Raw genomic sequence first — 24,067 nt, forward strand, 5'->3', positions numbered from 1 at the left:
AGCGTTTAGAATATATTTGTAAGTAATAGATTGTCAACATAAACGAAGTAAATTGTTTATTTTAAAGCTATTATTCAGATATAATCACAAGATTTAAACTGACATTCAATTTTAAAACAACATTAGAAAAACCATAATATCTTCAGATGAAATTTATAGTATCAAGTACTTATTTATTAAAGCAACTACAGGTTTTGGGTGGTGTTATAAACAGTTCAAACACGTTACCTATTTTAGATAATTTTTTATTTGAATTAAACCATAATCATTTAACTGTTTCTGCCAGTGATTTAGAAACTACCATGTCTTCTACTCTTGAAGTAGAAAGTGATTCAGAAGGTAGTGTAGCCATTCCTGCCAGATTGCTATTAGATACTTTAAAAACATTTCCTGAACAACCTTTAACCTTTGTTATAGAGGATAACAACACCGTTGAAATTAGCTCAAACCATGGTAAATATGCTCTGGCTTATGCTAATGGTAAAGAGTTTCCAAAAGCCGTAGCGCTTGAAGATCCTAGTAAAACAGTAGTGACTGGTGATGTTTTGGCAACCGCGATAAGTAAAACTATTTTTGCTGCGGGTAATGATGATTTACGCCCCGTAATGAGCGGTGTGTTTTTTCAGTTTTCAACCGAAGGCTTAACCTTTGTTGCTACAGATGCGCATAAACTAGTAAAATATACACGAGAGGATATTAAAGCCAATCAGGTGGCTGAATTTATTATGCCTAAAAAACCTTTAAACTTATTAAAAGGCATTTTAGCTGCCAGTGAAGATGATGTAACCATTGAATACAACGAAAGTAATGCGAAATTCACCTTTGAAAATTCAGTACTTATTTGTCGTTTAATTGATGGTAAATACCCTAATTATGAAGCGGTGATTCCCAAAGAAAATCCAAATAAATTAGTAATTGGCAGAAACCAGTTTTTAAATTCTGTACGTCGGGTTAGTATTTTCTCTAACAAAACAACACACCAAATAAGATTGCGTATAGCGGGTGCCGAACTTAATATTTCTGCCGAAGATATTGATTACAGTAACAAAGCTGAAGAGCGTTTAACTTGTGATTATCAAGGTGACGATATGCAAATTGGTTTCAATTCACGTTTTTTAACTGAAATGTTGAATAACTTAAGTTCTGATGATGTACAATTAGAAATGAGTATGCCAAACCGCGCTGGTATTTTAACCCCAATTGATGGGCTTGATGAGGGCGAACAGGTGACTATGCTTGTCATGCCAGTGATGTTAAATAGTTAAACAAACTAAACGCCTGTACAAACAGGAACTTGATATAAAAAAAAGCAGTAGCCAAATGATTACTGCTTTTTTTATTACTTAAATCGAAAAATAATTTTTTCCTGTTGAACTTGTTCAACTTTATTACCCTTTTTATTCTTGTCTAAGTTCAATTAATAAGTGCAACACGAATATTTAAAATAGATGGGGCTAGCCCCATCTATTTTAGGCTCAATATTTATATTCGTTTTGGATGAAACATTATAAACAATTGACCTTACCACAAAGGTATCAAATCTCTGCGTTATTAGATGCAGGAATAAGTATTACTCAAATAGCTAAAACAATAGGTTTTAATAAGAGTAGTATATCACGAGAATTAAAGAGGAATACACCAAGTAGAGGCCGAACATCTGGTAAATACTTGCCAGAACACGCCCATCAAAAGACAAATGACAGGCATTGTACCAAAACAAAGTCTATAGCGTTGACAGATCAGCTTAAAGAACGTATTGCTGGATTAATGGAATATGAGAAATGGAGCCCAGAACTCATAGCTAAAAGACTTGCTAAAGAAGCTGAAACCTGCGTGAGTCACGAGACTATTTATAAATGGATATGGACTGCAAAACATAGCAATCATAGAAAACACAAACGCTACAAGAACCTTTACAAACACCTACGCCATACAGGTAGAAGGCAAAAAAGGAACAATGTAAAGGATAAACGAGGTGCAATAACAGGGCGCGTAGGCATAGATAAACGTCCCCAGGTCGTAAACCAACGTTCTCGCATTGGAGATATAGAAGTAGATTTAATGATGGGAAGCAACCACAAATCAGCGTTATTAGTAATGACAGATAGAACAACATTGATAACTATGATAGAAAAACTGGGTAGTAAAAATGCAGATGAAGTCTATCAAAAAATGAGTAAAAGACTCACAAACTTTAACTCATCTTGGATAAAGACCATAACTTTTGATAATGGAAAAGAATTTGCACAACACAATAAAATAGCGAAAGACTTAAATGTAAAAACATACTTTACAAGACCATATACCTCTCAGGATAAAGGAACAGTAGAAAATAGAATAGGCGTTATAAGAAGGTTTTTTCCAAAGAAAACAGACCTTAGAGAAGTATCAATCAAAAGAATAAAAGAAGTTGAAAAATTACTAAATTACAGACCTATTAGAAAGTTTAATTATAATAACCCTATTGAAGTCCTAAATAATAAGTGTGTTGCACTTATGGGTTGAACTCAGCTTGTAATTTAAATCACATAAATGTATATAAGACATGATAAAACAAAAATTACGTTGTTCACTATTCGGTTTTCTATTATTTTCTTTAATCTCATTAGGGCTCCCGTTGGCTATGGAGGCTCAAAACACAGATACTTACAACTTAACAGCTGCTATGCAAGATGTGTCTGAAGACAATATTTTTCACGATGATGAATATTTCAATTGGGGGTCCACCATCATAAAAAGTGATGATGGTAAATACCATTTGTTTTATGACCAGATGCCAAGAAAACATGGGTTTTGTTCTTGGTTAACAGATGGCATCGTATCGCGAGCGGTCTCTGATAGTCCAACAGGCCCTTGGAAAAAAGTACAAGAGGTTTTAAAGGCACGAGGTGGTAGTTTTTGGGATCAGTATACGGTACACTGCAGTAAGGCCTACAAATTTGATGGCAAATATTACCTCTATTATATGTCAACTAATTCAGGTAATATGAATTTAACGCAAGAGCAACTTGAAGAAATTAGGCATACGGGATGGAAACCTGGTAACCTAAGAAATATGCTGCGATTAAACCAACGTATCGGAGTTGCAGTCTCTGATAACATTGAAGGACCTTGGAAACGTTTTGACAGACCCGTATTTGAGCCTCAACTCCCAATTGCCAACCAATCAAATAACGTTACAGTCACTAAACGTCCAGATGGTGGTTATTTAATGATTATTAGAGGGGATCAACCAGATCAACCATTTGATAAAATTATTAGAATGCAGGCTGTCTTATTAGCAGACAACCCGATTGGTCCTTGGAAAATGCAACCTAAACCTGTTGTTATAAATTACAACTCAGAAGACCCAGAAGTTTGGTATGACACTGAACGTAAGCGCTATTATAACCTGTATCATGCATTCGGTTATATGGGAATGATTACATCAACCGATGGTTTAAATTGGCAACGTGCAAAATATTATAAAGTTGCAGACAAAGCTTATAAAACAACCGATGGCAATGTAGTACCTGTTCAACGTTACGAAAGGATGGGTATATATATGGAAAATGGCAAACCTTTAGTCATGACAGGAGGAATTTTAACGATAAAAGATGGTGTCGTCGATACGTATTCATTGTGTATTCCGCTTAAGCAAGATTAATTGACAGCTCAAAAAAAACTTACACAATGGAGAGCATCATAGTACCGATCCCCTCTCAAAAAAAATATTTAAAACCCTAGCTTCAGGTTTAAAAAATAATAAACGCCCACCAAATTAGTGGGCGTTAAGTTTATCTCATACTAACTAAACTAACCAATAAAATTAAGAGATAATAAGAATATTTTATTTTTTTTCTTTATTCATTAACTAATAAAATTAAAAGATAATGGGTAGGTTGGTACCTCTCCTTTACTCGCTTTTACTGCATTAACAATAGGAAAAACGACAGATATAAGGCCAAGAATTATAAAGCCTAACAACCCTAGTCCAAAAAATAATATTAACGGAATACATATCAAACAATAAATCATAAGACTTAATTGAAAATTAACTATGTTTTTTCCGTGAGCATCCATTTGATACACTTTATCCTTTTGTGTTAACCACAACACTAAGGGTAACAATAAACTACCAAAACCTAGCACCAAAGTAACTAATTGGCTTAAGTGTGTGATGACTATTAATTGATTATCTTGCCTCATGATGGTGTTTTTTTGATTGATTTACATGTATATGACGCAAAACCATCAAAAATGTTACACCTCATGAATTAAAATCAATCTTTTATGCCTAGTTTTTCCAAAATCGTGTCCATTAAACACCATTTTGTTAAGGACGACTGTAATAAATTGGCACCTACAAAAGCTGTAAACCATAACCAGTTAATGTTTACATATATGGCTAACAACAAACTAACTAATATAAAAGTTCCTGCTATACCTCTTACAATTCTATTTTTCATAATGCTTAGATTTTAAAATGACTAATTTTTTATTGATATCAAAAAAAATGATATACTTTACATAAATTTCTCAATAGGTACCACTGCTACTCTAAGTGGATTATTGGTTTCTAAATGTTTGTTGAATTCCTTTATTAAAACAAACAAGACCTCTATATGTGGAGCATCGGTAAACGAAAAAAACATGATGGACTGATTTCCACCGCGCTCGGCTCCAAACCAATTAGACACAGATTCGTTTTCATTACCAAATTTATAACCATCAATTTTTGCTTCACTAAAGTGATGTATCTCAGCTTGCCTAAAGAGTTTTATAATCTCTTTATGAAACACTTCTACGGCCGTTACCATTACTAATTTCATTGGCTTTATGTTTTTATTTATAGTTTTTACGTTCAATCATATAATACACCAACGGCACAACCAACAGCGTTAGGACCGTAGACACTATGGTTCCACCCATAAGCGATATGGCTAATCCTTGAAAAATAGGATCAAAAAGAATAACAAATGCTCCAATAACTACCGTACCCGCTGTGAGTAAAATAGGGGTTGTTCTTACAGCACCAGCTTCAATAGCTGCCTGTTTAAGAGGTATACCTTCTTCTAAGCGCAGATTTATAAAATCAATCAATAGTACCGAATTACGCACCATAATTCCCGCTAGAGCAATCATACCAATAAATGACGTTGCTGTAAAAAAGGCGCCCATAAGCCAATGTCCTAAAACAATTCCTATAAGGGATAACGGAATAGCTACCATCATAACAACAGGAGCTTTAAAGTTTTGAAACCATCCAACAATTAAAATATAAATGAGAATAATGGCTCCTAAAAAGGCAATTCCTAAATCGCGAAAAACTTCAAGGGTTATTTGCCACTCTCCATCCCATTTTATAGTGTAATCATCTTCGTATTCGGGCTGCCCCAAATACATTTCATTAATGGTATACCCCTGTGGTAATGGAATGTCCTTTAACTTTTCTTCCATACCCAAAATAGCATATGCCGGACTTTCCAATGCACCAGCCATATCTGCCATGACATACACCACACGTTTTTGATTCTTTCTATAAATACTTTTTGCACTGGCTGTTTCAGAAATATCTACCAAATCTGCAATAGGGACTAAATGCCCTTGTGAAGATTTCACCTGTAATTGTGAAATATCTGGAACCGTAGATTTTTCCTTTTCATCAAGCGTTAATACCAAACCTATTTGGGTCACGGCATCTTCATCATAAAGTGTAGTTAATGGCTTATTAGATAATGCCATATGCATGGTATACGCAATCTGCTTAGGGGCTACACCATATAACATCGCTTTTTCTTTATCTATAGTAAACTGATATTCTACCTGATCAGCTTCAACCATCCAATCTACATCTACTACATCAACCGTGTTATGTAGAATTTCCTTTACCTGATTAGCCACTTCCATTTGCTGGGCATACTCGGGTCCATAAACCTCAGCCACTAAAGTAGATAACACTGGTGGGCCAGGTGGCACCTCTACTATTTTTACATTGGCATTATATTTTGAAGCAATATTTTGAATATCTGGACGTAACAAAGATGCAATATCATGACTCTGTGCTGAGCGCTCTCCTTTATCAACCAAATTCACTTGAATATCGGCCATATTGCTTCCACCACGCAAATCATAATGACGTACCAACCCATTAAATGTTATAGGTGCCGATGTACCAATATAATTTTGATAATTTACAACCTCTGGCCTTGTTGCAAGGTATTGTGAAATTTCTTTAACAACTACAGCTGTGCGCTCTAAAGTGGTACCTTCGGGCATATCAACAACCACTTGAAATTCATTCTTATTATCAAACGGTAACATTTTCACAGCAACAGACTTTGTAAAAAAAAGCATCATAGACCCTAAAAGCAACGCAAACGTTAACCCTAAAAACAACCAGCGCTTTTTAGAATTTTCTATTAAAGGACGTTCAAACTTGTCATAAATCCTATAAATATAGGTGTCTTCTAATGCCTTTTTTGGCTTTTCCGTAGCTCCCGCTTTTTCTTTTTCTCGCAAGAAAATATACCCTAAATATGGGGTAATGGTTAAGGCTACAAACAAAGATAAAATCATAGCTATTGAAGCTCCTATTGGCATAGGCGCCATGTAGGGTCCCATTAAACCAGAAACAAAAGCCATTGGTAAAACCGAAGCTATAACGGTAAATGTTGCCAATATAGTAGGATTACCTACCTCATTAATGGCATATAAAGCCGCTTGCTTAAAAGGTAACCGCTTCATTTTAAAATGCCGGTGCATATTTTCGGCTATAATAATGGAATCATCTACAACAATACCAGTAACAAACACTAAGGCAAAAAGCGTGATACGGTTTAACGTATAATCTAACATATAGTAACTAAGTAGGGTCAATGCGAAAGTGATGGGAACCGATAAGAACACCACCAATCCGCCACGCCACCCCATAGCTAGCATCACTACAAAAGTTACTGCTATGATAGAACCTATAAGATGTAATAAGAGTTCTGATACTTTATGGGAAGCCGTTTCTCCATAATTTCGGGTAACCTCAACATGTACATCATCAGGAATTAAGGTTTTACGCAAATGATCTACCTTGTCAATAATCACATCGGCTATTTTCATCGCATCAGCCCCTTTTCTCTTAGCTACCGAAATAGTCACCGCTGGATACTCTGAATTATATTGCTCAGCTTTTTCACTAGCTTGACCAAAACCTAAACTAACATAATGTCTTGGCACTTCTGGGCCATCAAGAATAGCAGCCACTTGTTTCAAATAAATTGGTTGATTTTGCTGTACTCCAACAACCAAATTTTCAACATCAGTTACCGTTTCTAGAAACTTACCAGTGTTTACAACGAACTCGGTATCATTTTTATGGAAAACCCCTGAATTCAATTGGACATTATTCGCTTTAATCATCTCTGAAACTGACAAGAAATCTAGACCTGCTGCGGCTAACTTATCTTTATCTAAAACCACGCGAACTTCACGTTGCCTTCCTCCTATTTTGTGTGTAATAGCTACATCATTAACTTTTTTTATTTCGGCTTCTAACTCCTGAGCCATTTGCCCTAGTAGATAATCACTATAGTGTTGACTCCATAAGGTTAAACCTAGCATAGGAACATCATCAATAGCCCGAGTTTTTACCAACGGAAACGTAACGCCCTCTGGCATTTCATCCATGTGTTTGTTAATCTCATTATAGAGTTTTACAAAAGAACGTTCAATATCTTCACCCACGTAAAATTGAACAATCACCATGGCTTTTTCTTTCATTGATGTAGAATACACATACTCTACGCCTTTTATATTAGATATTAATTGCTCCAGAGGCTTTACCACTCTAGATTCAACTTCAGTAGGGCTCGCACCTGGATACCCCACAAAAATATCAGCCATTGGCACATCTATTTGAGGCTCTTCCTCTCGCGGAATTAAAAACGAACTATACACCCCTATAACCATAAAAACAATCATCAAGAGCACTGTTAGCTTAGAATTCATAAAGACCTTAGCTATTTTTCCTGCAAAACCTTCTTTCATATATGTATTTTTTTGGGCGTTTAAACGGGCTATACATTACAATCTTTTTTTGCCATTGAGCTAAGCAAAAAAAGGATTTTCACTGCTATCCCTAACGCAACGTTTTGTTATTGAATAGACACTTTGGCGCCGTTATATAATTTTCCTTCAGCCGAAATAATGTAACTTTCATTAGCTTGTAACCCAGATAGTACTTCTACATCCTCTCCAAAAGTTCTTCCCAACCGTAACCATCGTAATAGGGCTGTATTACTTTGACTTACAGTATAAACACCAGAGAGCTGTCCCTTATTAATAATGGCTGTTTTTGCTATTAAAACCATACCACTTTTTGTTTTTCGCTCCACAGGAAATTGTACAGTGGCATACATTCCAGATAAAATTTTTGCTTTGGTTTTATCCAACCCTATTTTTACTAAATATTGTCCTCCTGTTTGCACTGCCGATGTACTTACCTCATCTACTTTTCCGGTTATAATTTGGTTTGCAGCCTTTACATGTACGTTAACTTGTATGCCTTTTTTTATTTGAGAAATTTCACTTTCTGGAACCCTAGCCAATACTTCAAAAGTATCGGGTGACTCTATAGCAATTAACGCCTGCCCAGGATTAGCCATATCACCTTTTTCAATAGTTTTTCTAGTAACAACACCGCTAAAAGGTGCCGTAATATTGGTGTATTCAAACTGAGCATTCACCTCATTTTTCATTTGTTTAGCGCCTTCTAAACGCGCTTTGGCCATTTCATAAAGAGCCGTCATGTCATCTAACTCTTTCTGTGAAGCGCTCTGATCTTCAAACAAACTTTTAAAACGCATATAATCTTTTTCTGCATTTGTAAAAGCAGCCGTGGCTTCTGTGATATTAGCATCTACTTGAGCCTTTTTAGCCTGTAAATCGGCATTATGAATGGCTACTAAAAGCTGTCCTTTTTTTACTGAATCACCAATATTAACAGGAACACGGTTTACATACCCCATGGCTCTGGTGCTTAACGTGGCACTATTTACGGCTTTTATTTTTCCACTAACAGACAAAAACGAGGCATTGCCATCTGTAACCTGATGAACTTTTACCGATATGGCTGGCTCTGTATTTGAATGGTCTTGTTTATTTTCACTGTTACAATTAAAAAACAATAAACTAACAGCTAAAGTGAGTATGGTATATATTCTTTTCATTTTCAATGTTTATTCTTTGGTTAAATATTCTAGATATGCTTGCGCATAATTGTATTCATAAATAGCTTGGTAATAGGCTAATTCCTTTTGTGCAAATTGAGTTTCAGCCAACAGTAAATCTGACATTTTTTCTAAACCTTCTTCAAAACGGTTTGTTCTAATTCTTAAGGACTCTTCAGATTGTTCCATAGCTAATTTTGATAACTTAATATTGTTATCTGCATCCCGTAACATACGTCTGGCTTTATTCAATTCTAATTGGCTCTTTGAAACATACTGATCATATTCCAACTTAGCTTTTTCATATGCTGCCTTGCTCTTTTTAGCTTTACCAAAACGTTTTGTACCATCTAAAACAGTCCAACTTAATTGAGCTCCAACCACATAGCCACTTGCCCCACCTTGAAAGATATTTTCATCATAAAGTTCATAGCTACCAAAAGCATTTAATGTTGGTAAAAAACTTAAATTATCTGAGGTATGTTGGGTTTTATAAGCCTGCGAAGCCATTGCCATTGCTTTGATATCAGCACGTTCCTCTGGCACTGTTTCTATGATCCGCATTTGCAAAGTATTTAGCACAAGCTCATCAGATGGTTTTAAAATCAAAGACGCTTCATCATTCATTAAAAAAGATAAATAATTAGACGCATTATTAACATGGCTTTTAGCCATTTGAAGTTGGTTAGTCACCTCTATAACTCTAACTTCAACAGCCAAAACATCGGCACGTTGCATATACCCCTGCTTAAAACTATGATTAGCTAATGATTGGTTGGCTTGCGCTGCTTTCATAGCTTTTTCTAAAACAGCAACACCTTTATAAGCTAACTGAAGTTGCATGTAGGCTTTACGAACTTCAAAATTCAGATAGTCTGATGTTCTCTCTGTTTGTAAAGACATAGCTTCCATTGTACTTTTAGCGGCTTTCCTTTGATAAAATCCATCAATGTTTAAAAGCGGCTGCTTAACTTCTATAAGTGTGGCGAAATTTTGTGTTTGTTCTGGATTGTTAAGTAAATTCGGGTCAAAATCGGAGGTTGTAAGGATGCCTTGATTTAATTTAGAACCAAAAGCCATCAACGGATTTGTGGTAGCTAGCCCAGTATGAGATACCGTAATATTTGGCAAAAACACCGCATTGGTTTGTCTGTAATCTGCTAGTGCTTCATTGAAATTCTCTTTTGATATTTTTAGCGTATGATTGTTTTGATTTACTTTTAAAAGGACTTCATCTATAGAGATCTCAGTGGTATTTTGTCCTTTAACAGACCAAGCAAGGCTTAGGACACAACATGTAAAAACACCTAAATACGTTTTCATAATATTAATTTTAATACTACAAAAGTATAGTGGTGTTTTTTACTCGAAGTAACCTTAGTTACTTAACGTTTTTACATTGTATAAAAACAGAAAATATTAGAACACAAAAAATCAAAATGTATAGCAGTAATAAAAACCTAAAGATGAAGAATTAAGGAACCCTATTCAATAAGGCTATAAAACGGGGGTCATTGTGAAGCGATTTAAATTTAACATCCTGTTTGAGTCCCCAAAAGAAAAGACCTTGACCACCAAACTCATAATCTTTCTCTAAATATTTTATAGCATTTTCACGATCGTCAAGCCCAATATAAATAGTGGCTATCATATAGGCTGGCACATAAACCAATTTATTTTTATTGAGCTGATATTCTAAAATAGCCTTGGCTTTATCAAACGCACCAATCATACCATAACAATAGCCCAGCAACCAATTGGTATTTGAAGCTACACTTCTTGAGGCGAGAATCTCAATAGCCTCTTCATACCTTCCTAAACCCGAAAGATTAGATGCTTTTATCCATTTTAGCATATTGTCATTAGGAAATTTTATTAACGATTTATTCATTAAATCGATTCCTTTTTGAAATTCATTTAAGTAATAATAAGCTTGTCCCATATCGCCAATATATTTTGTTGATAAGGGATCTAACTTTAAAACTTGATTAAAGTTCTTTTCCATAAGCTCTATATTGCCTTCAAAAGCATAAATCCATGCAAGTTTATTGTAGGCTCCCACATAACTAGGGTTAAGCTCAATAGCTTTTTTTAAATACCTTATAGCGGTTTCTTTTTCATATTTATAGTAACTTATAGCTCCTAATGCTCCAAAGGTTCCGCCATCATTTGCATTAATAGCCAGAGCGGTTAATGCTGGTGTTGATGCTAGTTCTAACATTTTTTTGGGCGATTCCCTACCCCAAAATATATATTCCATATAAGTTTCAGCTACACCTACATAAGCTCTACAAAACTCAGGGTCATATTCAATGGCTTTTTTAAATAAATTCTCTGCTTTTTTAAGCTCTTCAACCTTTCCTCCACCTCTGTGAAAATACATTTGTGCCTCCTTAAATGCGGTATAAGCTTCTGCATTTTTTGTGGGTTCATTATCTATTCTTAAAACTTCACCTTCGCTTAATGTTATTTGTAATGCGCTAGCAATATCTCTGGAAACGTTACTTTGAATCTTGAAAATTTCTATTAGAGGGTTATCATAATTATCAGCCCATAGGTTTTTATTATTGGCTGCATCAACTAGGTTGGCATTTATGCGAACTTGATTATTATTTACCCTTACGCTACCTTCTAAAATATAATTCACGTCAAGCTCTTTTGCTATTTCCTGTAATGTTTTTTTAGAATTCTTATAATGCATGGCCGAAGCTCTTGAAATAACTTGTAAATTTTGAATCTTTGAAAGATGTGTTATAATATCTTCAGTAATACCATCGGCAAAGATATCTGGTTGGTCATCGTTATTCATATTAGCAAAAGGAAGTACGGCCAAGGTGGCTTCTTTTATATGGTTATCATCAATATTATGCATCATGAAATAAACCAGACCTAAAATTATGACTGAAAGTACCCCCAAAACATATAAACTTTTCTTCCTATACTTTTTATACTCTTCAAAATCTTTTGGCTTCGTTTTTCCTAAAAGATCTTCCTTTTTAGGCACCACAAGGTTTCCATTAATGATTGCAAAAATGGGAATAACCCGATTAACATTCTTGAATTCAACGGCATCAATAAACTGTGTTTTTATGCTATTCTTATTTCGTAATTGATCGTTCACTTTATCAGATATCAAAATAGAACCTGCAACACCCAAAGATTCAACTCTTGATGCTACATTAACGGCATCGCCAATAATATCATCTTGAGACTGAATAATATCACCCACATGAATACCTATACGAACTGGAATTTTTGGCTCCTCAGAAAACGCTTTTTGTAATTCAATGGCACACTCTACAGCTTCCATGGTACTTTTAAACACACTAAGCGTACCATCACCAAAATATTGAATAATTTTACCATTATAAGCCTCTGTAGTTATTTCAAAAGCAGTTCTATGACGTGTTCTTATTAAAACCGCTTCTACCTCATCTTGCTGCATTAAAGAGGTATACCCTTCAATATCAGTAAACATTATGGCTGCAAGTTGTCTCTGACTTGGCATTTTGGTTATAGGTTAGGTATTACTAATTTAATCAATTATCATGAAACAAGATGACTATCAAAAAAATTACGTGCCTTAAACCTGACAAATAATTAATATCTTTAACTTTAGGTTGCCAACTAAATTTTAATAAAAGTGTCTAAAAATCTTGAAGATTTCCTGTCTAATATTTCTTTTTTCTCTGAGGTTTCTAAAACATCATTAAAACAGCTAGCCAATCAGCTTAGCGATGATTTTTATATAAAAAACGAAACTATTTTTGAGAAAAATACTGTAGGTCATACCATGTATGTTATTCTAAACGGTACTGTTAAGATTCATGATAAAGACCATGTTTATGATACTCTTTCTACGGGTGATTGTTTTGGAGAATACGCTCTAATTGATAACGAAACACGATCAGCATCAGCAACAGCCCTAGAAAAGACAACGGTTTTAAAAATTGAACGAGAGGCATTTATAAACCTTATGAAACATGATATTGGATTTTCGCAAGGTATTTTGGCAGCCATGATTAAACGTCATAGAGAATTAGATCTGATTCAAGAACGCTTGGCCTCATCTAAGCTGGAAATTGAACGTACTAATAACAAAATAAGTGGTTTAATAAATGGTGCTATGGATGCCATTATTATGTTCGACACGCAATTTAAAATAGTGTTAACCAATCCATCAGCAAATCTATTATTTGAAAATGAAGATGTATTGCAGCGCAATGTGTTATTCTTTTTTGATGAACAGAGTGCTAACCTCATTGAAACGCTTGTTGAATCTGGAATTGCCAATGCATCTACTGTAAACAACTATTTACCTGATACTATTACGGTAATCGGATCAAAAGACACGCATACAATCAATGAAGGTACCATAAGTAAATCTGGGCATGGTTCTGAAACTTTTTTCACACTTATTTTAAGGAATATTGAAGAGCGTCTCATAACAGAGGACAAAATTAAACTGCTAACAAAACAAACGAAATATCTTGAAGAAGAGATAAAAGAACTTACCAGCAGCTATGGCATCATTGCAGCACATCATAGCATGAAAAAAGCTCTAAATCTTGTTCATCAAGTTGCTAAAACAGATGCAACCGTTTTAATTCATGGCGAAACTGGAACTGGAAAAGAACTTATTGCCCGAGCTATTCACAAAGAAAGTAACAGAAATGATAAACCGCTTATTAGAATTAATTGTGGTGCCATTCCTGCCAACTTAATAGAAAGTGAATTATTTGGTCATGAAAAAGGCGCTTTCACAGGTGCAACTGTGAGTAGAAAAGGTCGATTTTTATTAGCAGACAAAGGCACTATTTTTTTAGATGAAATTGGTGAAATGCCTTTAGAGTTGCAACCAAAATTACTTCGTGTTATTCAAGAAGGTGAATTTGATCCTGTTGGAAGTTCAGAAACGATTAAAGTAGATGTAAGAATTATTGCTGCTACACATAGAGATCTGCTAGAACGTTCCCATTCTGGGAAATTTAGAGAGGACCTGTTTTACAGGTTAAATGTTTTCCCTATTGAAGTTCCTGCCCTTCGTGATAGAGAACAAGATATTTGCTTAATTGCTCAAGAAATGATTAACCTGTTTTCAAAAAAGTTGCATAAAACTACCATTCATCTTACTAAGGCAGACAAAGCCCTTCTTACCTCATATCATTGGCCAGGAAATGTAAGAGAACTTCAAAACCTAATAGAGCGTGCCGTTATTGTTTCTGAAAACGGCATGATTAACTGGCAAACTATAATTCCTAATACCCTAGTATTACATCATAAAGATGCACCTGTTAGCAATGATAGAGTATTGACGTCAAAGGAACTTATAACTTTAGAGAAAGAAAACATTTTAAAAGCATTGAAGCAAACAAAATGGAAAATTTCGGGTAAACAGGGAGCCGCAGAATTACTACAAATACCACCAACTACTTTAGCTTCGAGAATAAAAGCGTTAAAAATAGAACGCCCCGTTTAAAATTCACGAAATCTCATTAATCAGGTAACGATATTTCATAAATAAACGAAATATCGTAAGCATTTTACATTCAAACAAACAATGTATATTGTTGATTTTAAGACAGTTAACTAGTTTGGCACAGCATTCGCTTTAAACAAGTCAAACATTTAAAAATCAATTAATAACACATTAAAATTCAGAAAACATGATTTCAACAGCAAATGTAAAAAACGGCGTAAACGTAGATCAGTTAGTTGCAACTATTGAACACATTCAAGCACAACCAGAATTAGCAAAATTTGAATTTAGAGCTAAGAATAATTGGATAGATGGAGGTCATTGCGTGAGCAGTGTAAAAGAATTTTATGGAGCAGGTCAAGAAGACACAACACGTGCAAAAACCTTCTCTATGGAATGTAGTCACCCACAAGTATTATTAGGACAAGATGAGGCACCAACACCTCCTGAGGTTGTATTACATGCTTTAAGTTCCTGTTTAACTGGCGCTATGGTATATCATGCCGCTGCCAATGGTATTGACATTGAAGGGGCAGAATCAAGCATTGTTGGAAATGCCGACTTGCATGGTTTTTTAGGATTAGATCCAGAAGTAAGAACAGGCTTTAATGGCATTACGATGCGATTGAAAGTAAAATCGGATGCCCCAGCGGAACAACTTGAAAAATTAGCAAAATTCTCACCTGTATTTGACATGATTTCAAATCCTACTCCAGTAAAGATAGAAATAATCAAAGAGTAAATTCCCCCTCATACAAGGTTGCTCCATGCGGAACAACCTTGTTTTTTTAACAGTTATAATAAAAAAACAATGAAAACTTCAACGTCTAGCATCTTAACAGCCAATGAAGCTGTAGCACAAATAGCTTATAAAACTAACGAGGTTTTTCCAATATATCCTATTACCCCAGCTTCTGACATGAGTGAACTTATTGAGCAATGGCATGCCGAAAACATCCCCAATAGTTTTGGTAACTCTACTTCTGTTTTTCAAATGCAAAGTGAGTCTGGCGTTGCTGGTGCCATGCATGGTGCCCTACAAACAGGAACACTAAGCACTACATTTACGGCTTCGCAGGGCTTATTGCTCATGCTCCCTAATATGTATAAAATTGCAGGCGAACTCATGCCTAATGTTATTCATGTGGCTACGCGCTCTATTGCTACACATGCGCTCTCCGTTTTTGGAGATCATAGTGATGTTATGGCGGTTCGTCAATCAGGATACGCCATGCTTAGCAGTGCTTCAGTGCAAGAAGCCCATGACTTGGCTTTAATTGCACAAGCTGCTTCCTTACAAGCCCAAATACCTTTTATTCATTTTTTTGATGGTTTCAGAACCTCTCATGAATACAGTAAAATTAATGTAATTAACGACCATATTATTCAAACATTAATCAATCAAAATGATATCAAGCATTTTAAATCTCGTGCTTTAAATCCTAATTCACCAACAATTAAAGGAACGGCTCAAGGGCCTGATGTGTTTTTTCAAAGTCGGGAAGCTATTAATTCCTTTTATGACGCTTGTCCTGATATTGTGACGCATAAAATGCATGAATTTGGAACACTAACGGGACGATTTTATCAGCCTTTTGATTATTACGGACATCCAAAAGCAAAACACATCATTGTAGCAATGGCGTCATCAACAGATACCATAGAAACAACAATAAATCAATTAAATAAAGAAGGAAAACAATATGGCTTAATAAAAGTTAGATTGTTCAGACCGTTCAGTATAAAACACCTTTTAAAAGTACTTCCAAAATCGGTAACATCGGTAGCTGTTTTAGACCGAACTAAAGAACCTGGAAGTACAGGCGAGCCCCTATATTTAGATATTATTCAAGCCATTGCTACCGCCCATCAAAATAAAGAAATTCACCGATTACCTAACATTATTGGAGGACGTTACGGCTTATCCTCAAAAGAATTTACACCAGCCATGGTAAAAGCTGTATTCAATAATTTAGAGCAAAAACGCCCTAAAAATCATTTTACTGTGGGGATAAATGACAATGTTACCCATTTGAGTCTTCCTTTTTCGGATGAATTTGAGGTTGCAGATTATGAGTTTCAAGCTATCTTTTATCAAGAAAAGTCAACAGAAATAACAACTAGTTTCATAAATACGTTAAAACGTATAGGCTGCGAACAAAATATACAGGTTCAAGCCTATACGGCCTGCGATTATAAAAAATCTAATACCTTACAACTTACCCATCTTCGTGTAGATTCTAGAGACATTAAAGCGCCTTATTTAATTGAAAGGGCAAATTTTATAGGCTGTCAAAACCCAGAAAACAAACATATTGAACACGCTGTAAACCACCTAAAACCTAAAGGTACACTTTTAATAAGCACCTCAAAAACATCAAAAGCCATATGGCAATCCTTATCTAACAGTATACAAAAGCAGATTAAGGATAAAAACATGGAACTATTTGTAGTAAACATCGAAGAAATTAAACTGCATAATTTTAACCTTATAGATGGTATTTCAGAATTTCACGCCTGTTTTCTGGCATTAAATAAACGCTTCTGTAAGGATGAAGACATGAAGGTTTTATCTGAATTTATTTATAAAGTAGACACTTCAAAACCATCACAAGAATTTGAAAAGGTCAACCACTTTGACGCCGCATTTCTTAATAGTTTACTAGGACAACTATTACAACAAAAAGGAAATGATGTTCCTGTTAGTTTACTCCCCACAGATGGCACATATCCGTCTAACACATCTATATATAGCCCTGCTATAAACACCCCATATACACCTGAGTGGGACACTGATTTATGTACGCAATGTGGGTTATGCAGCATGGTATGTCCTCAAGGCGCTTTAAGAATTAAAGTATTTGATGATTCTACAAAGTTAAAGACTCCAAAAGCATTTAAACAGATACCTTCAATTGATTTTGATACAATGAACTACGCCTTAAACATACATCCTGATCAATGTAATGCTTGTAATCATTGTGTTGATGCGTGTGAACCTCATGCATTAAAGTTAGTTCCTCAACACACCAAAACATTAAAAGAACATTGGGATGCCTTTGAAGCTATTCCTGAATTTGATCGTACAAAAATTGATAACAACAAAATGAGTCAACAACAACTTCAAGAGCCCTTATTTAAATATTCTACAGGTGTTAAAGGCTGTGGTGAAGCGCCTTATTTAAAGTTAATATCTCAATTGTATGGTGATAGGTTACTTATAGCAAATGCCACAGGAGCCAGTTCAATTTTTGGTGGAGCGCTACCAACAACACCTTGGTCAAAGAATAGGGATGGTCTTGGTCCTGCTTGGTCTAATTCACTATTTGAAGATAACGCCGAACTAGGTTTAGGCTTCAGAATGTCATTAAATCAACAAGAAAAGCAAGCCAAAAATTTACTGGAGAAGTTGAATTTACCACTACATCATGATTTAATTTATGCCATAATACATGCTAAACAATCCGATGAATTTGAAATAAACGAACAACGCAAACGCATTACCAAATTAAAAAACATCTTAAAAAAAGAATCGTCTACAACAGCTAAAAAACTGTTGCATACAGTTGATAGTTTAGTAAAAAAGAGCGTTTGGATTGTTGGTGGCGACGGCTGGGCTTATGATATTGGTTATGGTGGTATAGATCATGTTTTAGCTTCTGGTGAAAATGTAAATATTCTGGTATTAGATAACGAAGTTTATGATAACACTGGGGCTCAAGCTTCAAAATCCACGCCATTTGGAGCATCGTCCAAATTTGCTTTTAATGGAAAACAAAAGCAAAAAAAAGATCTTGGAAGGTTAGCCATGACCTATGATAACATATATGTAGCCTCGGTTGCTATGGGTGCCAACCCCGAGCAAACATTAAAGGCGTTTACAGAAGCAGAGTCTTTTGATGGTCCTTCAATAATAATAGCCTATTGCCATAGTCAAGCTCATGGTATAGATATGACACAACCTAGCCTATACCATAAAGGAGTGGTACATTCTGGTCTGTGGTTATTATACAGACGTGAACCCAGAAAACAAAATAGTTTTGTACTAGATTCTAAAGCGCCTTCTATTACAATTGAAGATTATTTAAAACATGAACAACGCTTTTATAAGTTCTATAATAACACGTCGGGCTGGCAGAAAACAGATACCACCCAATTGCAAAAACAAATTATTATGCGATTTAACAAGTACATGTCTTTTACATTAAACACCCATTTAATTTAACTGCCATGTACTTAAATTAGAGCAAGATTCTGAATATGCGCTTTACTCAAAGCCATATTTAAAATAAAACTAAAAACAACAACAATAAAATGAAACGTATTTTTTTGTAAATTAGAGTATTAGATTAAGTGTTCATCCCTCTCTCTAAGATTTGTTTACACCGTAGTCACAATCTTAATCTATAACAAAAGCATGCCCTAAATTTTTATCTGCTGAACTATTACTTCTTAAGTCGAGGTAAACAACTATTTGTGCTCCATTTCTTTACATGCTATATCAACTGTTTAAATGAAAAAAGACCATTCACATAAAAAACTTATTAAGATTGTAGTTATCTATTTTGGAAGCATTATAGTAATGGCATTTCTATTTATGCTATACTGTTTTGGCGCCATTCCGTCAGACATATTTCAGGCGAAAGAAAATCTACCCAGTTATTACTATATGGATTATGATGCCTCTGTTTTAAATGATTCAAAAGAAAATGAACTATTAAAATATGGCATGGCACTTTTTCAAAAAACCCCGCAATACATAGGCCCTGACAACGGTAATCCTGAAATGATTTATCAAGGGAATCGGTTAGCCTGTAAAAATTGTCATCTGAACTCTGGCACAAAAGCGTATTCGGCTCCTTTGATTGGTATCATTCAGCGGTTTCCACAATTTAGAGGAAGAGAAAATAAAATAGGTACTATTGAAGAACGTATCAATGGCTGCATGGAACGCAGCATGAATGGAAAAATACTTCCAACAGATGGCAAAGAAATGAGAGCTCTTGTTGCCTACCTTAATTGGTTAAGCCGCTATGCTCCCAGTGATGGAAATATTAAAGGTAAAGGTTTTTTAAAAATTAAGATTCCTAACCGAGCGGTAGACCTTGACCATGGTAGAGTCGTGTTTTTTAAACACTGTATTGTATGTCATGGTACAAATGGTCAAGGTGTCAAATCTGTTGATGGGTACACTTATGAATATCCACCGCTATGGGGTGAAAACTCATTCAATCATGGTGCTGGAATGACACGTGTAATAACGGCCGCTCAATTTATAAAAGGTAATATGCCCTTTGGAACAAACTATTATGCCCCTGTATTAACCGATGAAGAAGCCTATGATGTGGCTGGATTTATAAACAGTCAAGATCGACCTAAAAAGAGTCATCCTGAAAAAGATTTTCCAGATTTAAAAAAGAAACCTGTTTCAACACCATACCCGCCCTATGCAGATAGTTTTCCTGTTGAGCAGCATCAAAAAGGCCCTTTTCAGCCCATTATGGCTTATTATAAAGAAAAATTCAACATCACAAAAACCAAATAATTATGAAAACAAATGACAGTAATTCAAGAAGACAATTCTTAGGCGCACTTGCACTAGGTGCAACAGCTAGTACCATTTCTGTACTCGCTAATCCAATCTATGCCAATTCTAACATTTTTGATGATAAAAAAATGAATGAAACAGAAGATTGGTTTGACAAAATAAAAGGCACACACCGTGTTGTTTATGATGGTTCTACACCTCACATGGGACTCCCTATTCTTTGGAATTGGGCTTTTTATCTAAGTAACAATTCAACGGGATCCCCTGATAGTGATATTACCGCCATGACTGTAATACGTCACAGTGGTTTGTGCATAGCTTTTAATGATGATTTATGGGCCAAATATAAACTTGGTGAATTTTTTGGCGTTAAAGATTATACGGGTGATTTTGCCGTAAGAAACCCATATTATGAACCGAAAGATGGAGATTACCCCATTAACGGCCCTGGAGGGTTAAAAAGTTTACACGAGAGAGGAGCTATGTTTTGTGCATGCGATTTGGCAACCAAAGTGTATAGCAATAAACTAGCTGAAAAAATGGGATTAAATCCAGAGGAAGTATACCAAGATTGGATTGACGGCATGCTTTCTGAAGTTAAGCTGGTGCCATCAGGTGTTTGGGCACTTGCACGGGCGCAAGCTCATGGATGCGGCTATATTTTTGCTGGCGAATAAATAAAAAGCGATTATTATGAAAATTCTTTTAAATTTATTAATGACCTGCTTCATAACCTTTTTTAGTTTTGCACAAATGAAGCCTGTAAAAATTGTTTTTGATGTTACAAGTGGTAATACCAAGGTACATCAATCTACTGTTAGGCATGTAAAAGCCATGTCTCAGGCTTATCCTGAATCTAAATTTGAAGTTGTTATGTATAGTGGGGCTATGAATATGGTGCTTAAAGACAAATCTGTAGTGGCTAAAGACATAGAAAATCTTGTAAAAAATAAAAACATAGATTTTGTAATTTGTCAAGGCACCATGAAACGCCACAACGTAGATGACTCACAAATAATTACAGGTGTTAAGTCTGTTCCCGATGGAATATTGGAGATTGTTTCTAAGCAAAGTGAAGGTTGGGGCTATATCAAAGAAGGCCAATAGTTTTTAAATCAGGCATAAAATTTAGGGAGGTGTCTCTAAATTTTATGCTTATATTATTTTGTGTCAATCGTATTTACTTTATCCCAATCTGTTGGAGGTCCTGAAAGTGTAAACTCGGCAGATTTTGTAACAAAATATTTGGCTACTTTATCTTCTGGGTTTTTGGTTAACACTTTGTCAAATGCTGCCGAAGCTCGAGGAAACTCCTTGTTAAAGAAGCAATTCAATCCTTTTTCATAATCCCTTAATGTTGCTTTTTTTAGCTTAATACAAGTGGCTTCATCGCCATCAAAACATTCGTAAATATCTACCACATCTTTTTTCCCCTTTACCCGTACCTTTCCTAAATATCTAAAATTGAAGTCATCCTTATTTTGAATACTATCAAGGCTTTCGCCACTAATAATAATTTTAGCTCCAAAATATTTGGTTACCCCTTCCATCCTAGACGCTGTATTCACCGTATCTGAAATAATAGCTGTATCATTTCTATGCGTATCCCCAATAATCCCCATAACCAATGCACCAGTGTGCAACCCCATCCCTACAGATAATACAGTATACCCATCTTTCTCTCTTTGAATATTATACTTAGATATTTCTTTTTGCATCTCTATGCAGGCCTGCAAAGCATTGTTTGCTGTTTTTGGAAATAAGGCCATAATCCCATCCCCTAGATACTGATTTACAAACCCCTTGTTCTTTTGAATTTTGGGTCCCATGCGCCCTACATAAGCATTCACAAATTTAAAGTTCTGTTCTGGGCTCATAGATTCTGATAAGCTGGTGTAATCTCTAATATCAGAAAACAATACAGTAACTTCCTTTTCTTTATGATCTCCCAAAACCACATCGGTCACAGCTTCTCGTCCCACTGATTTTAAAAACTCAGTAGGCACAAATTTACTGGCGGCTTTATGTATACCATGAAGGTTTAAATGTGTTTTTATTCTGCTTAACAACTCATTTTTAGAAAAAGGTTTTGTCAAATAATCGTTAGCCCCAACATTAAAACCAATAACCAAATCACTCACCCTATTTTTTGCAGTTAACAATACTATAGGCAACTCACTTGGCAAATAGTTTTTTCTTATCTCTTCACAAACTTCATAACCTGACATGTTTGGCATCATAACATCTAAGAGTATGAGATTAAACATTTCTCCTTTCTCTAAGCGCTCTAAGGCTTCTTTTCCACTATTTGCTTCTTCAACATGATAGCCTGCAATGCTTAAATGGTTTTCAAGAACACGTCTGTTAATAGATTCATCATCAACAATTAAAATGGTTATTTCTGATGTTTTATCTATTGATTCTTTTTGAATTACTGCAATGGAATCGTCCTTAAGCTCTTGAATATTAGGACTAGAGTTATAGTCAAAATGAAGTTCGGTACGTTTTTTATCACTTAAGGGTATGGTAAAAACAAAATTTGATCCTTGGTTAATTTCAGAGTGTACTTTAATAGTACCACCATGCAACTCTACTAATTGTTTGGTAATAGAAAGCCCCAAACCAGCACCCCCGTACTGTCTTTCAATTGAAGCGTCAACCTGTTCAAAAGACTTGAAAATTTGTTGAAATTTATCCTTTGAAATCCCTATACCCGTATCTGAAACTGAAATAGCGAGCATGTCATTCTCTTGAGAAACACTCATTTTTATTTCACCTTTTTCAGTAAACTTAATGGCGTTGCCTATTAAATTATAAAAGATTTGTTGCAATCTATTCTCATCAGCATTTACCAATAAAACATCCCTTGGAATAGTGTTTATAAAATGAATTGGTTTTCCTTTTGCTAAAGGCGCAGATACTTTTAAAACCAAATTGACCAGCGGATATAAATCCACCGGTTTTACATCAAGATTCAAATCTTTATTTTTCAATTTAGAAAAATCTAAAATATCATTTACCAAGTTTGATAAACGTTTCCCGCTATACATGATCATTTCTAAATTTTCAATGTCTTTATCTGGTAATTTGCCTGCTAAATTATCTTTTAAAGATTCTGATAAACCAATAATTCCGTTTAGTGGGGTTCTTAATTCATGTGATGTATTGGCTAAAAACTCATCTTTTAACTTATCTATTTTCTCTAGCTCTGCTACGCGTTGTTTTTCAATGTCCGTTTTTCGTTGTTCTTCAAGGAGTTGCAACTTTTTTTCTCTATTAGAAATCTTAATTCTCTGAATGGTTTTATACCTATGAAACAATAAAAACGAGACTATAATGGTAGCCACAGCAACAGCAATCATAATATTTCTGAAAACGGTTTGTTCTTTAAGTTTCAATTGTGAAATCTCTGATTCTTTCTGTAAATTAGATATGGCATTCTGTTTTTGTTCTAAATCAAATTTAGCCTGAAGTTCTTGAATTTGTCTAGACTTAACCGTATTATACAAGCTATCTTTTACTCTCAACAAACGTTTACTAAACTGATAGGCTTCCTTAAAATTTCCTGTTTCAGAAAATAACCGTGATAATAAAACGTAGTTTTCTTTTGATTTTTCTTTATCGCCAATAGCTTCTGTTATAGCTAAAGAATTTCTTAACCATACTTCGGCTTCTGTATAATTTTTTAGTTCTAAATAATTCTTACCTAATTCATGATAACTAAAGGAAAGTTCTCTTTTTTGGTTTAAACCTTCTCTTAAGTCTAAAGCTTTTTTATGATACATTAAAGCATCTAAATAATTACCTTTTAAATTTGATACTTTACCTAGAGACTCATAA

Annotated in this window: 17 protein-coding genes (1 of these 17 running past the window's edge); 9 read left to right on the top strand and 8 right to left on the bottom strand. The window is 34.9% G+C overall.

The window, feature by feature from the left end; all coding sequences use genetic code 11:
- Positions 1–146: 146 nt before the first annotated feature.
- From dnaN to KFZ70_RS15760, 3 genes are all read left to right on the top strand, one after another.
- Positions 147–1,265, top strand: a complete 1,119-nt coding sequence (dnaN, locus tag KFZ70_RS15750) for a DNA polymerase III subunit beta (protein WP_139698834.1) — start codon at positions 147–149, stop codon at positions 1,263–1,265.
- 232 nt (positions 1,266–1,497) lie between these two features.
- Positions 1,498–2,505 carry an IS30 family transposase gene (locus KFZ70_RS15755; protein WP_139698913.1) on the top strand — a complete coding sequence of 336 codons (1,008 nt, stop codon included), beginning with the start codon at positions 1,498–1,500 and terminating at the stop codon, positions 2,503–2,505.
- A 40-nt stretch (positions 2,506–2,545) separates the two neighbouring features.
- Entirely contained in the window at positions 2,546–3,646 is a 1,101-nt protein-coding gene (locus tag KFZ70_RS15760) for a glycoside hydrolase family protein (protein ID WP_139698763.1), read from the top strand.
- Positions 3,647–3,849: 203 nt separating this feature from the next.
- On the opposite strand, the gene KFZ70_RS15765 is transcribed toward KFZ70_RS15760, so the two are convergent.
- The 7 genes from KFZ70_RS15765 to KFZ70_RS15795 all read right to left on the bottom strand — a co-directional run bounded on the left by KFZ70_RS15765 (position 3,850) and on the right by KFZ70_RS15795 (position 12,708).
- Complete coding sequence (locus KFZ70_RS15765) at positions 3,850–4,188, bottom strand: DUF4870 domain-containing protein (protein ID WP_139698764.1); 339 nt, start codon at positions 4,186–4,188, stop codon at positions 3,850–3,852.
- 74 nt (positions 4,189–4,262) lie between these two features.
- The gene (locus tag KFZ70_RS15770; protein ID WP_199240703.1) at positions 4,263–4,448 is read right to left on the bottom strand and encodes a DUF2892 domain-containing protein; all 186 of its coding nucleotides are present in this window, start codon (positions 4,446–4,448) and stop codon (positions 4,263–4,265) included.
- 57 nt (positions 4,449–4,505) lie between these two features.
- Positions 4,506–4,811 (bottom strand): hypothetical protein, encoded by a 306-nt coding sequence (locus KFZ70_RS15775; RefSeq protein WP_139698766.1) that lies wholly within the window; start codon positions 4,809–4,811, stop codon positions 4,506–4,508.
- Between the two features lie 13 nt (positions 4,812–4,824).
- On the bottom strand, positions 4,825–8,019 hold the full coding sequence (locus tag KFZ70_RS15780; RefSeq protein ID WP_139698767.1) for an efflux RND transporter permease subunit: 3,195 nt from the start codon (positions 8,017–8,019) through the stop codon (positions 4,825–4,827).
- 107 nt (positions 8,020–8,126) lie between these two features.
- Positions 8,127–9,200 (bottom strand): efflux RND transporter periplasmic adaptor subunit, encoded by a 1,074-nt coding sequence (locus KFZ70_RS15785; RefSeq protein ID WP_139698768.1) that lies wholly within the window; start codon positions 9,198–9,200, stop codon positions 8,127–8,129.
- A 9-nt stretch (positions 9,201–9,209) separates the two neighbouring features.
- Positions 9,210–10,523: a TolC family protein gene (locus KFZ70_RS15790; protein ID WP_139698769.1), complete on the bottom strand. Its 1,314-nt coding sequence runs from the start codon at positions 10,521–10,523 to the stop codon at positions 9,210–9,212.
- A 151-nt stretch (positions 10,524–10,674) separates the two neighbouring features.
- Positions 10,675–12,708 carry a FlgO family outer membrane protein gene (locus KFZ70_RS15795; RefSeq protein ID WP_139698770.1) on the bottom strand — a complete coding sequence of 678 codons (2,034 nt, stop codon included), beginning with the start codon at positions 12,706–12,708 and terminating at the stop codon, positions 10,675–10,677.
- A 135-nt stretch (positions 12,709–12,843) separates the two neighbouring features.
- Between KFZ70_RS15795 and KFZ70_RS15800 the strand changes: the two genes are divergently transcribed.
- The 6 genes from KFZ70_RS15800 (at position 12,844) to KFZ70_RS15825 (ending at position 21,334) form a co-directional block, all read left to right on the top strand.
- On the top strand, positions 12,844–14,679 hold the full coding sequence (locus tag KFZ70_RS15800) for a sigma 54-interacting transcriptional regulator (RefSeq protein ID WP_139698771.1): 1,836 nt from the start codon (positions 12,844–12,846) through the stop codon (positions 14,677–14,679).
- Between the two features lie 187 nt (positions 14,680–14,866).
- Positions 14,867–15,421, top strand: coding sequence for an OsmC family protein (locus tag KFZ70_RS15805; RefSeq protein ID WP_139698772.1), 555 nt, complete (start codon positions 14,867–14,869; stop codon positions 15,419–15,421).
- Between the two features lie 69 nt (positions 15,422–15,490).
- Positions 15,491–18,904, top strand: coding sequence for a 4Fe-4S binding protein (locus tag KFZ70_RS15810; RefSeq protein ID WP_139698773.1), 3,414 nt, complete (start codon positions 15,491–15,493; stop codon positions 18,902–18,904).
- Positions 18,905–19,192: 288 nt separating this feature from the next.
- Complete coding sequence (locus KFZ70_RS15815) at positions 19,193–20,224, top strand: c-type cytochrome (RefSeq protein ID WP_139698774.1); 1,032 nt, start codon at positions 19,193–19,195, stop codon at positions 20,222–20,224.
- A gap of 2 nt (positions 20,225–20,226) precedes the next feature.
- On the top strand, positions 20,227–20,904 hold the full coding sequence (locus tag KFZ70_RS15820) for a Tat (twin-arginine translocation) pathway signal sequence containing protein (RefSeq protein WP_139698775.1): 678 nt from the start codon (positions 20,227–20,229) through the stop codon (positions 20,902–20,904).
- 16 nt (positions 20,905–20,920) lie between these two features.
- Positions 20,921–21,334, top strand: coding sequence for a DsrE family protein (locus KFZ70_RS15825; protein WP_139698776.1), 414 nt, complete (start codon positions 20,921–20,923; stop codon positions 21,332–21,334).
- Positions 21,335–21,387: 53 nt separating this feature from the next.
- On the opposite strand, the gene KFZ70_RS15830 is transcribed toward KFZ70_RS15825, so the two are convergent.
- A protein-coding gene (locus KFZ70_RS15830) for a tetratricopeptide repeat protein (protein ID WP_139698777.1) crosses the window boundary here: on the bottom strand, positions 21,388–24,067 show its 3' portion. 764 nt of this gene lie beyond the right edge of the window; 2,680 of the gene's 3,444 nt are visible here — the last part of the coding sequence; its start codon lies off the right edge, out of view; the stop codon is at positions 21,388–21,390.

Origin of the sequence: Allotamlana fucoidanivorans, assembly GCF_045788535.1 — a bacterium.
GTDB lineage: Bacteria > Bacteroidota > Bacteroidia > Flavobacteriales > Flavobacteriaceae > Allotamlana > Allotamlana fucoidanivorans.